General features: G+C 63.5%; 16 protein-coding genes. 12 read left to right on the top strand and 4 right to left on the bottom strand.

Going from position 1 to position 16,195, the window contains the following annotated elements; translation table 11 throughout:
* Window positions 1–10: 10 nt before the first annotated feature.
* Window positions 11–2,773: a TRAP transporter permease gene (locus KTQ37_RS05500; RefSeq protein ID WP_218629492.1), complete on the bottom strand. Its 2,763-nt coding sequence runs from the start codon at window positions 2,771–2,773 to the stop codon at window positions 11–13.
* 121 nt (window positions 2,774–2,894) lie between these two features.
* Window positions 2,895–3,851: a TAXI family TRAP transporter solute-binding subunit gene (locus KTQ37_RS05495; protein ID WP_218629491.1), complete on the bottom strand. Its 957-nt coding sequence runs from the start codon at window positions 3,849–3,851 to the stop codon at window positions 2,895–2,897.
* A gap of 262 nt (window positions 3,852–4,113) precedes the next feature.
* On the opposite strand from KTQ37_RS05495, the gene KTQ37_RS05490 reads away from it, so the two are divergent.
* The 3 genes from KTQ37_RS05490 to KTQ37_RS05480 all read left to right on the top strand — a co-directional run bounded on the left by KTQ37_RS05490 (window position 4,114) and on the right by KTQ37_RS05480 (window position 6,043).
* Complete coding sequence (locus tag KTQ37_RS05490; RefSeq protein ID WP_236021095.1) at window positions 4,114–4,800, top strand: cupin domain-containing protein; 687 nt, start codon at window positions 4,114–4,116, stop codon at window positions 4,798–4,800.
* Window positions 4,801–5,192: 392 nt separating this feature from the next.
* Window positions 5,193–5,522, top strand: coding sequence for a hypothetical protein (locus KTQ37_RS05485; RefSeq protein ID WP_218629490.1), 330 nt, complete (start codon window positions 5,193–5,195; stop codon window positions 5,520–5,522).
* An 89-nt stretch (window positions 5,523–5,611) separates the two neighbouring features.
* A complete protein-coding gene (locus KTQ37_RS05480) occupies window positions 5,612–6,043 on the top strand; it encodes a c-type cytochrome (RefSeq protein WP_218629489.1) in 432 nt (143 codons plus the stop codon).
* A gap of 40 nt (window positions 6,044–6,083) precedes the next feature.
* Here KTQ37_RS05480 and KTQ37_RS05475 read toward each other — a convergent pair whose 3' ends face one another.
* Entirely contained in the window at window positions 6,084–6,863 is a 780-nt protein-coding gene (locus tag KTQ37_RS05475; protein ID WP_236021094.1) for a helix-turn-helix transcriptional regulator, read from the bottom strand.
* A gap of 124 nt (window positions 6,864–6,987) precedes the next feature.
* Here KTQ37_RS05475 and speB point away from each other — a divergent pair, with 124 nt between their 5' ends.
* On the top strand, window positions 6,988–7,962 hold the full coding sequence (gene speB / locus KTQ37_RS05470; protein WP_218629487.1) for an agmatinase: 975 nt from the start codon (window positions 6,988–6,990) through the stop codon (window positions 7,960–7,962).
* 22 nt (window positions 7,963–7,984) lie between these two features.
* A complete protein-coding gene (locus KTQ37_RS05465) occupies window positions 7,985–9,079 on the top strand; it encodes an extracellular solute-binding protein (protein ID WP_218629486.1) in 1,095 nt (364 codons plus the stop codon).
* Window positions 9,080–9,110: 31 nt separating this feature from the next.
* Here the strand turns inward: KTQ37_RS05465 and KTQ37_RS05460 are convergent, their stop codons facing one another.
* Complete coding sequence (locus tag KTQ37_RS05460) at window positions 9,111–10,160, bottom strand: helix-turn-helix domain-containing protein (RefSeq protein ID WP_218629485.1); 1,050 nt, start codon at window positions 10,158–10,160, stop codon at window positions 9,111–9,113.
* A gap of 321 nt (window positions 10,161–10,481) precedes the next feature.
* On the opposite strand from KTQ37_RS05460, the gene KTQ37_RS05455 reads away from it, so the two are divergent.
* The 7 genes from KTQ37_RS05455 (at window position 10,482) to KTQ37_RS05425 (ending at window position 16,183) form a co-directional block, all read left to right on the top strand.
* Window positions 10,482–11,069: a porin family protein gene (locus KTQ37_RS05455; RefSeq protein WP_218629484.1), complete on the top strand. Its 588-nt coding sequence runs from the start codon at window positions 10,482–10,484 to the stop codon at window positions 11,067–11,069.
* A gap of 135 nt (window positions 11,070–11,204) precedes the next feature.
* Window positions 11,205–11,705: a DUF1254 domain-containing protein gene (locus KTQ37_RS05450; protein ID WP_218629483.1), complete on the top strand. Its 501-nt coding sequence runs from the start codon at window positions 11,205–11,207 to the stop codon at window positions 11,703–11,705.
* Between the two features lie 29 nt (window positions 11,706–11,734).
* A complete protein-coding gene (locus KTQ37_RS05445; RefSeq protein ID WP_218629482.1) occupies window positions 11,735–12,520 on the top strand; it encodes a transporter in 786 nt (261 codons plus the stop codon).
* 295 nt (window positions 12,521–12,815) lie between these two features.
* A complete protein-coding gene (locus KTQ37_RS05440) occupies window positions 12,816–13,082 on the top strand; it encodes a glycine zipper 2TM domain-containing protein (protein ID WP_218629481.1) in 267 nt (88 codons plus the stop codon).
* A 485-nt stretch (window positions 13,083–13,567) separates the two neighbouring features.
* Window positions 13,568–13,924 (top strand): hypothetical protein, encoded by a 357-nt coding sequence (locus KTQ37_RS05435; RefSeq protein ID WP_218629480.1) that lies wholly within the window; start codon window positions 13,568–13,570, stop codon window positions 13,922–13,924.
* Between the two features lie 92 nt (window positions 13,925–14,016).
* A complete protein-coding gene (locus KTQ37_RS05430) occupies window positions 14,017–14,643 on the top strand; it encodes a hypothetical protein (protein WP_218629479.1) in 627 nt (208 codons plus the stop codon).
* Window positions 14,644–14,710: 67 nt separating this feature from the next.
* On the top strand, window positions 14,711–16,183 hold the full coding sequence (locus KTQ37_RS05425) for a c-type cytochrome (protein ID WP_218629478.1): 1,473 nt from the start codon (window positions 14,711–14,713) through the stop codon (window positions 16,181–16,183).
* Window positions 16,184–16,195 lie beyond the last annotated feature (12 nt).

Here is a 16,195-nt window from a genome sequence, read left to right as displayed (position 1 = left end):
GGCGCCCTCCTCAGGCTTTTGCCGTGCGCGGCTTTGACCCGCGCCCGCGTTGCATCATCACGACCAATGCCAGCAGCAACAGCGCGGGCAGGAACATCCAGTACTTGGACGGCACCGAGACGGGTTGCAGCACGCGCAACACCTCCTGGTCCCAATCCAGACCCGCCCGTTGCGCGGCCGAACCGTAGGCGACATCGTCGATGATCATCCGCTCACCGTCCTGCCGCAGCGCGATCCCGGCCGCGGCCAGACGATCCTCTCCTGTGGCTTCGTCGCCCATCGGAACAAGGGCCACGAATTCAATCGGGTCGCCAAGATCGTTGACCCCCGCCACCCGGACGCGCAGATCCTCGCCTTTCGGCGTTGAGGCGGCAGCGAAGCTTATTTCGGCCGGGGCGGCCTCGGTATAGGGCGGGAAGATCATGTCCATCCAGAAACCCGGGCGGAACAGCGTGAAGGCGATCAGAAGCAGCAGCACCGTCTCATGGATGCGGTTGCGCGCCAGGAACCAGCCCTGTGTCGCCGCGGCAAACAGCAGCATCGCTATTGTCGCAATCACGAAGACAAAGACCCCCTGCGCCATCGTCACGTCGATCAGCAGAAGCTCGGTGTTGAAAATGAACAGGAACGGCAGCGCGGCGGTGCGCAGCGAGTAAAAGAAAGCCACGACCCCGGTCTTGATCGGATCGCCGCCCGACACTGCGGCGGCGGCAAAGCTGGCAAGCCCCACCGGAGGGGTCACATCGGCCATGATGCCGAAGTAGAAGACGAACAGGTGCACCGCGATCAGCGGCACGATCAGGCCGTTCTGCTGCCCGAGCGTCACGATCACTGGCGCAAGCAGCGCCGATACGACGATGTAATTTGCGGTGGTCGGCAGGCCCATGCCAAGGATCAGCGACAGGACGGCTGTCAGCACCAGCATCGCCAGCACCTTGCCGCCCGAGAGCACCTCGACCACATCGGCCAGCGCCGAACCAACGCCGGTCTGACTGACGGCGCCCACGATGATGCCTGCGGTCGCGGTCGCGATACCGATGCCGATCATGTTGCGGGCACCGGTCACAAGGCCGTCGATCAGGTCAGTGAACCCGCCCGAGATGGCCGCCCCCAAGGCACCTTCCCCCCGCAGGATCGCCATCAGCGGTCGCTGCGTGATCAGGATGAAGACCATATAGGCCGTGGCCCAGAAGGCCGAAAGGCCGGGCGACAGGCGATCCACCATCAGCGCCCAGACCAGCACGACAACCGGCAGGATATAGTGCAGCCCCGCGCGCACGGTCGGCCCCGGCAACGGCAGCTTGCTCACCGGCGCGTTCGGGTCGTCCAGACGCAGCGGAGCCTCACGCGAGGCAACCCAGAGCAGCGCCACATAAACCGCCGTCAGGAAGCCGAAGATGATATAGCCCGCCGCCTGTGGGAAGGCCGGGCGGATCCAGCCCATCCCGTAATAAACAGCCAGCGACAGCGCGCAGATCGCGGCGATCGTAAAGGCGATGCCGATCAGACGCTGCACGATGGGCTTGGGCGTATAGGCGCGCGGCAGGCCCTCCATGCCGGCCTTCATCGCCTCAAGATGCACGATATAGACCAGCGCGATGTAAGAGATCACCGCAGGCAGGAACGCGTGGCGCACCACATCGAAATAGGGAATGCCCACATACTCGACCATCAGGAATGCCGCAGCACCCATCACTGGCGGCATGATCTGGCCATTGACCGACGAGGCCACCTCGACCGCGCCCGCCTTCTCGGCCGAGAAGCCCACCTTCTTCATCAGTGGAATAGTGAAGGTGCCGGTGGTGACCACATTCGCGATGGACGAGCCCGAGATCAGCCCCGTCATGGCCGACGATACAACCGCCGCCTTGGCAGGCCCGCCGCGCATGTGCCCCATTAGTGAAAATGCGACCTGAATGAAGTAGTTCCCCGCCCCGGCCTTATCGAGAAGTGAGCCAAACAGCACGAAGAGGAACACGAACGAGGTCGAAACCCCAAGCGCGATGCCGAACACGCCCTCGGTGGTGATCCACTGGTGGTTCACGATCTCGGACAGGTTGTTGCCCTTGTGCGCGATGATGGCGGGCATATGAGGGCCGAGCACCGTGTAGGCCAGGAAGACCGCAGCGACGATCATCAGCGCGGGGCCAAGCGCGCGGCGTGTCGCCTCGAGCAGGATGATGATACCGACCACCGAAACCACGAAATCCTGCATGATCGGCGCGCCCACGCGCGAGGAGATGTCGCGGTAGTAAAGATACAGGTAAAGCGCGGTGGCCGCGCCCACGATGGCCAACGCCCAGTCCCATGGCGGGACATGATTTTTAGGGGAACCCATCAGGATCGCTGCGACCACCGCGATGGAGATCAGCGGAATCCACCAGACCGAAGTTCCTTCTTTCGCCGAGATGAAGAACAGCAGCCCCAGGATCAGCGGCACCGCCACGCCCAAAACGACCTGAACGCGCGTTTGAGCTGCGGGGAAGGCCGCGAAGGCAAGGAAGATCGCAAAGCCAAGGTGGATCGAGCGCGCCTCGGTGTCGTTGAACACGCCAAAGCCCACCATGAACGGGATCGGCGAGGCGATCCACAGCTGGAACAGCGACCAGGCCAGCGCGACGATCATCAGGAAAGCGCCGACCGGACCGGTCGATCCGCGCGCGCCGGTATCCGAGGACGCCACGAGTTCGTCGAGTTCTTCCTGACTCAACGTCCCGACCCCGGGCTGATCTGCGCGCATTCCACCCGCTTCGTGATGATCGTTCTGTGCCATGAAGTCCCCCAGTCCCTACGGCGCGCCCTTGCCAGGTCATTGCCGAGTGCTCGACGCGCGCACCATCCGCGCGCTGCGCCTGAAAGGGCCGCCCCACCGTAAGCAGGGCGGCCCGAGCAGCTTACATCCAGCCGCGCTCGGTGTAGTACTTGATCGCGCCCGGATGCAGCGGGGCGGACAGACCGTCCTTGATCATCTCTTCTTCCTTGAGATTGGCAAAGGCGGGGTGCAGGCCCTTGAAGCGGTCGAAATTGTCGAACACTGCCTTGACCACGGCATAGACCACATCATCGGGCACATCGGCCGAGGTGACGAAGGTGGCCTTCACGCCGAAGGTCTCGACGTCATCGGGCGTGCCGGCATACATCCCGCCGGGGATCATCGCCTTGGCGTAATAGGCATTTTCGGCCACAAGCTTGTCGATCGCCTCGCCGGTTACCGGAACCAGATTTGCCTCGACTGTCGAGGTCGCCTCCTGGATCGAGCCGTTCGGGTGGCCCACGGTGTAGATGATCGCGTCGACCTTGTTGTCACCCAGGGCTGCGGCCTGCTCGGCGGGCTTCAGCTCGGATGCCAGCGCGAAATCGCCATCGGTCCAGCCCATTGCGTTCAGCACGACCTCCATGGTCGCCCGCTGACCCGAGCCGGGATTGCCGACATTGACGCGCTTGCCCTTGAGGTCTTCGAAGCTCGCGATATTCGAGTCCTTCCGGGCGACGACGGTGAAGGGCTCACCATGCACCGAGAAGACGGCGCGCAGCTTGTCCACCGTCTTGCCCTCGAACTCCGAGCTGCCGTTGAAGGCGTGATACTGCCAGTCGGATTGCGCAACGCCCATGTCCATATCACCCGCCGCGATGGCGTTGATATTGGCGATCGAGCCGCCGGTCGAGGGCGCGGTGCACTTGAGGTTGGTCGTCGGCGTGTCGCGGTTCACCAGCCGGCAGATCGACTGTCCGACCACGAAATACACGCCGGTCTGGCCGCCGGTGCCGATGGTGATGAACCGCTCCTCGGCGGCGGCAGTGGTCGCAAGCGCCATGGCACTGACGAACGAGAGTGTCTTGAGATATGTCATTTTTCAACTCCGTGTCGCTAACTGGACATTTGACCCGCGGATTCTTGTTGCCCCGCTGAATCACTCCTTCGCCGAACCGGGTCCGGCCGATCGGGCCGCGCGCAGACGCCTCGACGGGCGTCTCCTACATGGGCCACAGGATACCTTCGCTCAGGCTGCCCCCACACAAGGGCGATGCGCCCAACTGCGAAACCGGGAACGGTCGCATAGAAGGAGGTAAAGTGTCATGAAAGCGTAGTTCCGTTTAAAATAGTAATCAAGCTTGTTCGGAAATCTCTTCGCGTTAGACTTCAGTGAATCCAGTTCACAACAGCCCATCATCAGCCCGCGAGAAGTCAGCCGGGGGACCGCCGTGCCCGTTCCAGCAAAGCAACCCAATCTCGATATCGGTCATCGCCTTCGGGCGGTGCGCACACAAAAGCGATGGTCGCAGCGTGAACTCGCGCGCCGCTCCGGCGTCACCAACGGCTTGATTTCACAAATAGAAACAAACCACTCATCGCCATCTGTCGCATCGCTCAAACGTATTCTGGATGCAATCCCGATGAGCCTGGCAGAGTTCTTCGGCCCCGACATTGAAGACCGGGAACAGATCTGCTTCCGCGCGAGCGAACTGCTTGCCGTTGACCCTAAGATGGTCTTTCGCAACGCGCCGCAAGCGGCCAGAATCGCCCTGCATCAGGTGGGCGCAGGCTCCAACCGAATGCTGCAAATTCTGCACGAGCGATACGAACCCGGAGCCGACACCGGCGTGGAAAACTACAGCCACGACGGGGAGGAAGGGGGATTCGTTCTCTCGGGATGGATCGAGTTGACCGTCGGCGAAGCGGTGAACGAGTTGGGCCCCGGCGATGCCTATCTCTTTGACAGCCGCGTCCCGCACAGGTTTCGAAACATCCGCGACGAGGTCTGCATCCTGATCTCCGCCTGCACCCCGCCAAGCTTCTAGGCGCGCGGGCTTTTTGCGCGCGTAACCGGTCGCCTTTGTGATCAGGATCGGGGCCGCCTCGACCGGCACGATCTCGTCGGCGAACACTCCGGTCGCCTGTGGCGCAGCGCGATGACGCAAGCAGGCGGGTTCGACTGCTGCCGCCCGACGAGGCGCTGCCAGTGGCCAACATCTCTCTGCCGACCAACCCGCAATGGAAGCAGCCGAACTCCCGGGTGGCGTTTCGGGCCAACTATGGCAACGCGCACCAACCTCAACGAGCGGATCTATCGCCAGGGCTGGCCCGTTTGACCAATGTCATGGCCGGCGCATGCACGATGCGCGATCACTTGCGCGACAGGCCATCGGCGGAGCGATTGACAGCCCCCGCCGGTCGCGCAAGATAGGAAACCATGCGCCAGATCGTGCATCTTCTCGTTATCGGGCTGGTCTTGCTGATCGGCTCCGTGCAGCTGGGGGCTCCGGCTGCCGCGATGAGCCATGCACAGGCGATGGCCGCAGTTTCAGATATGGCCGACTGCCCCTCTTGCCCGGATTCCCATCATTCCAAGATGCCGAGCGCCCCCTGCCCCCATGCCGAGGCCATGCTGTCCGCGCCCCTGCCCTTTGCCCCGGCGCTGACGCTGCGCCGGGCGGACCTGCCGCTTGAACTGCGGCACGGCGACCGGCCCTGGCCCGCGGCGCATGAGCCAGCGCTGGACCTGCCTCCACCACGTTCCTGACCGATCTCACACCGACGCGCGACCGCCAGAGGCGCCCGCGCCCGCTTGTTTGCGCCCCTTTGCGGGCCCTGATCGAATTGGAACCTACGATGAAGAAATACCTTGTTGCCGCCGCAGCCCTGGCCATTGCCGGAGGCGCCTATCTGGCACTCGGCCCCGGCGGCACGCCCGATGTTCAGGCCAAGGCGCCTGCCGAAGGCGATCCGATGGTGGCGGTCTCGCTCCCCGACAGCCTCTCGCCCAATGCCCAGATGGGGCAGCGCGCCTTCGATGCCGTCTGCGCGGCTTGCCACGGCGCGAATGCTGGCGGCAAGTTGGGCATCGCGCCGCCGCTGATCCACGTGATCTATGAACCCTCGCACCACGGCGACATGTCCTTCCTTGCCGCCGTACAAAACGGGGTGCGCGCGCACCATTGGAAGTTCGGCGACATGCCCCCGGTCGAGGGGCTGACCCCCTCCGACGTGGTCAACATCGTCGCCTATGTGCGCGAGGTGCAGCGCGCCAACGGCATTCAGTAACACAACAACACGCCGGTAGCCCGCGCGGGCTACCGGCGCCTCAACCCACGAAATGCCGCGTCGCGAGCGAGAACAGTTCGGCCTGCGAGGCAATGCCGAGCTTGGCATAGGCGTGATGGCGGTGAACCTTCACCGTGCCTTCGGAAATACCCAGATAAGCCGCTGCAGAGGGGGTTGAGTGCCCCTGAAGGATCAGGCGCACGATCTCGGCCTCGCGCGGGCTGAGGATATCCGCGCCGAAGCTTTCCAGACGGTCCTCAAGCAGCCCTGCGGGTGCGGTCTCGGGCTTGTCACCCCAGTGGCGCAGCACGGCTGCGGACAGGATCGGGAAGATCTGGCGCAGTTGCATCAGTTCCTGTTCGGTGAAGCGTGTCTGGCGCACCCCGCGCGCCAGCGAAACGATGATCCAGTCACTCCCACCCTCGCGGATTAGCAGGCCCACCTCATCGCCGATACGGATGCTGCGATAGAAAGCGCGGTAGTATTGCGAGCGGTAGAAGGCCTCGGGCGCGAGGTCGAGCAACCGATAGGCGCCCGGCGCGCTGCCCCCCTTGCACGCCAGATAAAGCGGGTCGAGCAGATAGGGCCCGGTGGCGTAGAACTGCACGGTGATGGCCGCCTGCACATCGTCGAGATCATGAAACAGCGAGACCGGCGGCTGATTGGCCGGGTAGCGCGTGGCGATCAGAGAATCAAAGCTGCAGATCGACCTGACAAGCTGCCGGAAAGCCGTCGGGAACCGGTCAGAGCCAAGCGACTCGAGCAGGGCCGCCACTGCCTGGATGCGGCCGTCGTCAAGAGTTAGCACTTTGTTTTCCATCGACATTCCTGCGTGGCCGCACTGACCTTATATATCCAAGGGTATATATCCATACCCGAATTTACCAGCATATGCATTCTCGGCCAATCTCTTCGGATGCCAATTTGAACCGGGAGACAGATCAATGGCGAAGGATTCCAGCGTTAACCCCTCGACGGGCGATCAGGCCTTCACACGCCTGTCGGATCGCGGCACCGTGACCGAGGCCTCTTATGCGGGCGCGCTGAGCTTCATGCGTCGGCGCTACACGCGCGACCTCAGCACTGCCGATGTGGCAATCATGGGCGTGCCGTTCGACCTTTCGGTGTCGAGCCGCTCGGGCGCGCGCCTTGGGCCGCGCGCGGTGCGTGGCGCCTCGGCGCATATCTCGTGGTCGGCGCCCTGGCCGTGGGAGCAAGACCCCTACGAGCAGCTTGCTGTGGTGGATTACGGCGATTGCCGGTTTGACTCGGGCTATCCCGCGAATGTGCCCAACGAGATCGCCGACGAGGCGCGGGCCGTTCTGGCCACCGACACGGCGCTGCTATCGATCGGCGGGGATCACTTCATCACCTATCCGCTGCTCAAGGCGCATGTCGAGAAACACGGCGGCCCGCTGAGCGTGATCCAGTTCGACGCCCATAGTGACACCTGGGCGGACGAGGAAGGCCGCATCGACCACGGCACGATGATGTTCCACGCGGTGCGCGACGGGTTGGTCGATCCGGCCCGGTCCGTTCAGGTCGGCATCCGCACGCACAACCCCGACCCGCTTGGCTTCAACATCATCGACGCCATCGAGATGCATAAGACCGGCCCCCATGCCGTGGCCGAGAAGATCCGCAAGATCGTGGGTGACAACAAGACCTATGTCACCTTCGACATCGACGCGCTGGAACCTGCCTCGGCTCCGGGCACCGGCACGCCGGTCATCGGCGGCCTCAGCCCCTATCAGGCGCAAGAGACGCTGCGCAGCCTCGCGGGGATCAACGTGGTGGGCATGGATATCGTTGAGGTCGCCCCCGCCTATGACGTGAGCGACATCACCGCACTTGCGGCCGCCACCCTCGCCAATGACCTGCTGTGCCTCTACGCCGCCGCGCGTAAGCAGCACGGCTGACCCCAAAAGGGAGAACAAGACCATGTCCAACAGGAGAACCACAGTCACGATCACCACCCTCGCGCTGGCCTTGGCCGGCGCGGGGAGCGCACAGGCCGGTGACCTCGCAATCTACAACTGGGCCGACTACCTCGGCGAAACCTCTCTATCGACTTTCGAGGCGGCGACCGGCACGTCGGTCACGCTCGACTATTTCGACTCGAATGAGATTCTTGAGACGAAACTGCTGACCGGGGCTTCGGGCTATGATCTGGTCTTCCCCGCGGCCTCGAACGCCGAGCGCGAGTTTCAGGCCGGGGCGTTGCTGGCCATCGACCCCGCGCGGCTGAGCAATTACGCCAATCTCGACGCCGATATTCTGGCCGCGCTCGACAAGGTTCCGGGCGGGCGGCAACTGGGTGTGCCCTATACCTGGGGCACCATCGGCATCGCCTATAACCCCAAGCTGGTCGCCGATCGCCTTGGCGATCAGGACATGTCCACCTGGGACGTTCTCTTCAACCCCGAGATCGCCTCCAAGCTGGCGGATTGCGGCATCGGGATGCTGGACTCCCCGGTCGAGATGGTCTCGGTCACGATGAACTACCTCGGGATCGACCCCTATTCGAACGATGCAACCGATCTGGAGCGGACCCAGGCGGCGCTGAGCGCGGCCTCGGATCACATCCGCTATTTCCATAACCAGAAGGCCACCAACGATCTGGCCTCGGGCGATGTCTGCATGGCGGTCATCTACAGTGGCGACGCGGGGATCGCGCAGGCCCGTGCGGCCGAAAGCGACAACGGCGTCGAGGTGCTTTATACTATCCCGAAAGAGGGCACGCTGATGTGGATCGACCTCATGGCGATTCCGAGCGATGCGAAGAATGTGGCCGAGGCCTATGCTTTCATCGACCACATGCTGCGCCCCGAGATGATCGCCGAGGTGTCGAACATGGTGTTCTTTGCCAATGCAAACAAGGCCGCCGATGAGTTTGTCGACCCCGCGATCCTCTCCGATCCGGGCATCTACCCCGATACCGAGACGCTGAACCGGCTGTTCCCCGACAAGAGCGTGGACGCGAAGACCCTGCGCAACCGAACGCGCCTTTGGACCTCGGTGAAATCTGGCATCTAGTCACGAAAACCCGCGAAGGGCGCATGGCCAACTACTGCGCCCGAGCAACTCCCGGCCCCAGGGCCGGGACTTTTTTTCCGGCATCGCGATAGGCCCCCGGCGACTGGCCAGTCCAGTTCCGGAAGGCGCGACGGAAGCTGTTGGGCTCCTCATAACCCAGAAGACCGGCGATCTGGTCGATCGACAGATCGGAGTCGCTCAGATACTTGCGCGCCCGCTCCTCGTTGAAACGCGCCTTGACCTCGCGAAAGGATGTGCCCTCGGCGCGCAGCGCGCGCTGCAACGTGCGCGGCCCGACAGACAGCATCCGCGCGACGCCATCCTCGGAGGTATCCCCGGCAATCAGTTGCAAGCGAAGGAAATTATCGACCGTGTCGGCCACGCTGCGTAGCGGCGACAAGCCCATCAGCGCAGGCAGGTCGTCAATCAAAAGCCGTGCCCCGCCAACCACCGGTTGGGGGTTCGGGCGCATCAGATCTTCCATGCGAAGCGCAAGCGCCGACATATCGGCCCCGGTCCGGATCGGCGCGCCGATCAATGTCTCCATATCGTGCAGACGCGCATGAGGCGCCCCGGTCAGTTCGATCCATTCGGGCGCCCAGTCGTCGCCCAGAAAATGCCGGATGGCATGACACACCACAAGGATCGCGCCTTCATCGAGATGCCGGTGACCGACGACCGAGGACAAGCCGGAGCAGAACGAAATCAGGATCTTGCCATCTTGCGCACTGGTCCGGATCGACGAACCGGGATGCAACAGCGGCAGGGCCTGCTGACTGCGAAACAGCGCCGAAACCAGCGTCGGCGCGCCAAGCACGTAATCGGCGTAGGGCCCGTAGGCGGAATAGTCGAACGCATGACCCAGACGCGCACCAAGATGCCGATCGCCCACCGCGCGGGCCACCTTTTCCAGCACGATCGCCTCGATCGCATAGGGCAGAAATCCGCTGACCTCCCGAAGCACCTTGCGGCTGACACCCGCGGATCTGAGCGCCCGGTCCACCACCGAGGGCGATGTCATCCGGTCGAGAGCGGAAACCAAATGCTTCAATTCAATAATGTTCACCAGCGGGGCAATCATGCGCGAAGTTTGTCGCAAAATGATCACCGACGCCATGCCAAAATTCGCGCAGGAAGGCGGATGGGCGGCAATAAACCCGTGACGCAGCGAGATCAGGGTGCCCCGATTGTCTCCGCGCGCAGCGCTCTGCATTCCCGTAGAAATTTGGAGGACTCCATGCGGTCATCATTCATTTTTTATCTGACAATTTCAGCAGTTTCTGTCGCTGGCGCCGCAAATGCCCAGTCGGCATCGGACTGGCAGTGGCAGGCAACGCCCTACGCATGGATGTCAGGCCTCAAGGGGAATGTCGGAACTGTCGCGGGGCTACCGCCAACCGAGGTGGACATCCCCTTCCGCGATATCCTTGACGATCTCGATTTCGCCGGGATGTTCATGGCAAGCGCGCGCAACGATCCTTGGGTGTTCTACCTCGACTCCACCTATGTCAAAACCTCGACAACCGAGGCGCTCGGCGGGGTCGTGTTCGACAGCATCGGGATCCGGAGCAAAACGACGACCTTCGCGCTGGCGGCCGGTCGCACGGTTGCAAGCTCGCCCAAGGGGCACCTTGACGCCTATGTCGGTGCCCGCGCCTGGTGGCTGAGCAACAGCTTCAAGCTGCACGGCGTGAACGGCGGCACCACCAGCCAGACCGAGAAAGCCTCGTGGGTCAATCCGCTGATCGGTGTTGCCGGGCGCTATCGGGCGGATGATCGCTGGACGCTGTTCGGCGCGCTTGAGGTCGGCGGCTTTGGCGTCGGGGCCGATAGCGAATGGTCGGTGCTTGCCGGCGCTACCTACTCGGTCTCTGACAGCTTCGGCGTGTCGATGGGATGGCGCCACATGGAGGTCGATTACGACAAGGGCGGTGTTCTGTTCGATGTCGAACAGTCCGGCCCGGTTCTCGGCGCTACTTTCCGCTTCTAAGGACGGGAGAGCACGCTGCACGTTTTCACCCGACTCTCGAAACTGGCGCTTGGTGTTGCGCTGGCTGTCGTTCTGCTTGGCGGCGGCGCCCGCGCGCAATCGTCAGATGGACAGGGCGACGCGGCCGTCATTCCGGTGACGCTCGGCAGTTTCCTGCGCGCCGAGACTGACCACATGTTCCGCGTTTCGATGCAGATGCAGGGCGTTCAGGCCGAACAACTGGTGCATCTGCGCGAACCTACGACCGCCCAAAACCAGACGGTCACCCGCAGCAACCAGGACAAGCTTTATTCCTCGGTCATCCTTGACCCGTCGAAACCATTGAAGTTCACCCTGCCCGAGATCGGTCGGCGGTATATGTCGAAGCATCTGATCGATCAGGATCGCGACATGCTCGTCGACGTGAAGCCCGGCACCTTTGCCGCGCAGGACAAGATCACGATCGAGGGCGGCGGCCTCGGCCCGTTCGAGGCGCCCGACTGGGATACCGAACGGCTGGCCGTCGCGCGCAAGGCGCTGAACGACATCGCATCGCTCGACCTCAGTTCGGACTATGCCTTTGGCCGCAAGGAAGAAACGCGCCCCGAGATCCTCGACGGATCGTGGAAGTTCCCGACCATCGTGCCCGCAAGCTAACCCAGGCAGATATCTGAAAGGAATTGACCATGAAATCGTTTATCCGGGCGGCCGCAATCGCGCTGACGCCCCTGATCCCGATGACCGCGCAGGCGGATGAAACCTCGGATCTGGCGCAAGAGCTTGCTAACCCGATCGCCGCCATCATCTCTGTGCCACTGCAGTTCAACTATGACGAGAACCTAGGCCTGAATGGCGACGGCACGCGCAAGACGCTGAATCTTCAGCCTGTCGTACCCTTCGCGCTCGACAATGGCGCGACGATCGTCACGCGCACCATTGTCCCCTATATCTGGCAAAAGAATGTCATCCCCGGCACGTCGCAGAGCGGTCTGGGCGACATCATGCTGAACGCCTGGTATACGCCCGCCAATCAAGGCGGCCTGATCTGGGGCGTGGGTCCGATCGTGCGGATCCCGACCCGCACGAACGTGTCTTCCGACACCTGGGCCGCGGGCGTGACCGGCATCGCCTTGAAACAGAGCGGGCAGTGGACCGTGGGCGCTCTGGCGAACCATCTGTGGGATCTGGAAAGCAATCCCAAGACGCCGACCAACGCCACCACCATCCAACCGTTCGTCTCCTACACCACGGCGAGCGCGTGGAGCTACTCGCTCCAGACCGAAGCCACCTATGACTGGGAGAGCGAGCAGTGGTCGATCCCGATCAATGCCTCGGCCTCGAAACTGGTCATGATCGGGGGCAAGCCCGTCAACCTTATGGGCGGCATCGGCTACTGGGCAGACTCGCCCACTGGCGGCCCCGAGGACTGGCGCCTGCGCCTCCAGGCCCAATTCGTGTTTCCCAAGAAATAAGCCACCACTGCAATCACGCTTGAGAAACACGGCAAAGCCCCCGGTGCTGTCTGCCCGGGGGCTTTGATTTACCTTTTGGTCGCGCGACAGTGAATTGTGTCGCAAAATGATTGACGTCATCATGGCATCCTCGAACGCGGATCGCTTCAGGGCTCGGTGTTTTCGTGAATCGGAGGCGTCGGTCCTGCGCTATTCGTTGAGGACAACCCCGTTCGCGACTAAGACGGGCGGGAGAGAGTAATCATGTGTCCCACCCCGACGAGGGCGGATCGGGCACCGAGTGAAAGGAAGTACCATGCGGAAGACGGCATATATCGGTATGTTGGCGTTGATCGGGTTCGTGGCTGGTTGCACCAACGACCAAGGGATCAATGCCGCCACGGGCGCGCTTGCCGGTGCAGCTGTTGGCAGCCAGATTGGCGGCGGCAAGGGTTCGACCGCTGCAACGCTTGCCGGGGCAGCGATCGGGACGGCGATCGGCGCCAACGCGACGCCCACCAACAAGGTGTGCACCTACCGCAACCCGCAGACCGGCGCGCTCTACGAAGCCCCCTGCAACTGATTCAGGCCTCGGCGGCGACGTGCCGCCGAGGGGCGCGCCAAAGCGGTCGCGCCGCTCACCCGCCGCAGGTCACTCTGCGGCGGGTTTTCTTTCGGGCCGAAAGCACCCCGCGGTTTCGCCCCTGCACTAGGCTTCTCTGAACGTTTTCGAATCGCAACCACGCCGGTTCGCACCGCCTCCAAAGCGATTTCACGCCATGCGAGCGCCGGAGCGCCAAGACGAGGCCGCCCGCGTCAATGCGCCGCATGACAACCCGTCACCCCGACTTCTGCCAAATTGGCAGGATCGCGCCGCGCTATCTTGGCCGGGTCGCGCGATGCCGCGACGCAGCGTGCCAAATTGGCAGCCCAGAATCCCCCACGCAAGCCAGTCAAGACACTGTATTTAAAGACTTAATACTCATTCGCGCATGATCTTTTGCTAAGGTCTCGCTGCCAGCCTGGACCTCTGAATACAAAGGCCGGGCCCCAGCGAAAGTGAGTGCAATGACCTGTCCTGCGGCCAACCCGAAATCGACCAAGCCCAAACAACTCATCCGGTCTCTGGTGATCACCGGTCTCGCATCAGGCCTCGGTATAGCCGTGGTTCCCGCAGCACATTCGCAGGACGCGACCGGATTTATCGCCGGTGTCGCATCAAGCGCGCGCCCCGAGGGTGCACCGGCCATCGTGCAATTCACGCCCGACGCCGCCTGGCAGGAAAACGCGATCCACGGGATCGAGACCCCGGTCCCCCCGACCATCCTCGCATGGCTCGACGATCAGGGCGCCTGGTTCAACCCCTTCATCCATCCCGGAATGACCGGGCCTTACGACCTGCGGCACTGGCACGACATCGAATGAGAGCGGCGCGCGGCGCTGCCCATCCGGGGGGTTCCCCGGGCAACAGGCCCTGACGGGCAACCCCGTGAGCGGCCATCACCAAGGAGAGTGAAATGAAAGCTATGGTTAAGGGAGCTCTGGCCATCCTGCTGTGCGCTGGCGCCGTCGGCGGCGTGGCACTGGCCGACAGCATGTCGGGTATGAGCGGTATGTCCGGTATGGGCGGCATGTCGGGCATGTCCGGTATGGGTGGCATGTCCGGTATGAGCGGAATGTCGGGCATGAGCGGTATGGCCGGCGGCGAAGGCGTCTGCGTGCAGTGGACCTACGCACCCGCAATGCAAGGCATGAGCGGCATGTCGGGAATGTCCGGTATGGGCGGCATGTCCGGTATGGGCGGCATGTCGGGCATGAGCGGCATGGGTGGTATGTCCGGTATGGGCGGTATGTCGGGCATGAGCGGCATGGACGGAATGTCCGGTATGGGCGGTATGTCGGGCATGAGCGGCATGGGTGGCATGTCCGGTATGGGCGGCATGTCGGGCATGAGCGGCATGGACGGAATGTCCGGTATGGGCGGTATGTCGGGCATGAGCGGCATGGACGGAATGTCGGGGATGTCCGGTATGGGCGGCATGTCAGGCATGAGCGGCATGGGTGGCATGTCCGGTATGAGCGGAATGTCGGGCATGAGCGGCATGGGTGACGGCTGGGTCTGCACCTCGTTCATGGCCAAGTAACCCACGCCTTGCCAATCGTGGGAGGCGTTCGCGCCTCCCGCACCTCCTCTTGCACGGATAGCCTGCGATGACGAAACTCGAATCCATTCTCGGTCTGGCATTCGGCGTATTGCTCGGTTCCACGTCGCTGGTGGCTTTGAATGCCGTCGGCGCCTTGCTTTACTCGATTTCAGTTGATGAACCGGCCAGCGCGCCGAAGGCGACGGCCGAGGCCGCGCCGTCCCAAACCGCATCCGCGACCGACCCGGCACCGGTCGAGGCTCAGGTCGCCGCGCTCGACCCCGAGGCTGGCGCCAAGGTCTTCAAGAAATGCGCCGCCTGCCATACGGCGGATCAGGGCGGCGCCGCTCGCACCGGTCCGAACCTCTGGAACATCGTCGCGCGTCCCGTGGCCTCGGCTGCGGGCTTCTCCTATTCCGAGGCCATGCAGGGTCAGGCAAATGAGGTCTGGAGCCCCGAGCGGCTCGACCAGTATCTGACCAAGCCAAAAGAGATGGTCCCCGGCACCTCGATGGCCTTTGCCGGCCTGTCCAAAACCGCTGATCGGCACAACCTGATCGCCTGGCTTGCCGCCCAGAGCGATGCGCCGATCGCGCCGGGCGATCTGCCCTTCGCGCAGTCAGATGCGGCGTCATCCGAAGCGCCGGCCGCGACCGAGGCACCCGCCCCCGAGACGCCCGAGATCGCGCAAACCCCCTTCACCAACCCGCCCGCGCCGAGCGCCGAGCAGCAGGCCGAGATCGCCGCGCGTGTTGCGGCCCTTGAGGCCGAGGTCGAAGGCCTCAGCTACGACGAGGCGCGCTATCACCCGATCCATTTCCCGCCGCGCATCGAGACGACCTCGAACGCCGAATGCCTCGTGTGTCACCAGGAAATCACCGATGCCAAGCCGCGCGAGGAAAGCCCCGCCGGGGTGCAGGCCGAGACGAGCCTGGCCTGGTATCAGACGCTGGATACCTACACAGGCCCGCAGGCCGACCTGCACTGGCGCCACCTGCAAAGCGATTTCGCGCAAGAGGTGATGAACCTGCAGTGCAATTTCTGCCACCAGGGCAACGACCCGCGCGAGGAAAGCCCCGACATGATGCCGGGCCGCCCCTTCTTGAGCGCCTCGGCCAGCCCCGAGTTCACCAACCGCAAGATGGTCAACCCCGAGACCACCTGTCTGCGTTGCCATGGCGCGATGCCCGACCCGGTCGAGATCATGGGCCTCGGCGGTCCGTGGCACGAGGTGCGCGGCGATATGGAAGACCCCACCGATCCGGCGACCGCGAATGGCTGCCTGAGCTGCCATAACGAGTTGTTCCGCACCAACCGGCACAACGTGAGCTACCTCAACGCCGCCAATATCGAGGCACTGGCGCAGGAGGTCTCGTCGGACACCTGCTACGGCTGCCACGGCGGGCGCGCCTGGTATCGGATCTCGTATCCCTATGCCCGGCATCCCTGGCCCGGAATGGACCCCGAGACCCCCGCCTGGGCTGCTGACCGCCCCACCGCCTCGGACGAGAAATACCGTCTGCCCGAAACTGCCGAGTGAAGGAGAGCAGAA

Origin of the sequence: Sedimentimonas flavescens (genome assembly GCF_019264375.1) — a bacterium.
GTDB classification, from domain to species: Bacteria; Pseudomonadota; Alphaproteobacteria; order Rhodobacterales; family Rhodobacteraceae; genus Rhodobacter; species Rhodobacter flavescens.
Note: the sequence above shows the minus strand (reverse complement) of the source record. Positions and strands in the feature narration are given on the sequence as shown.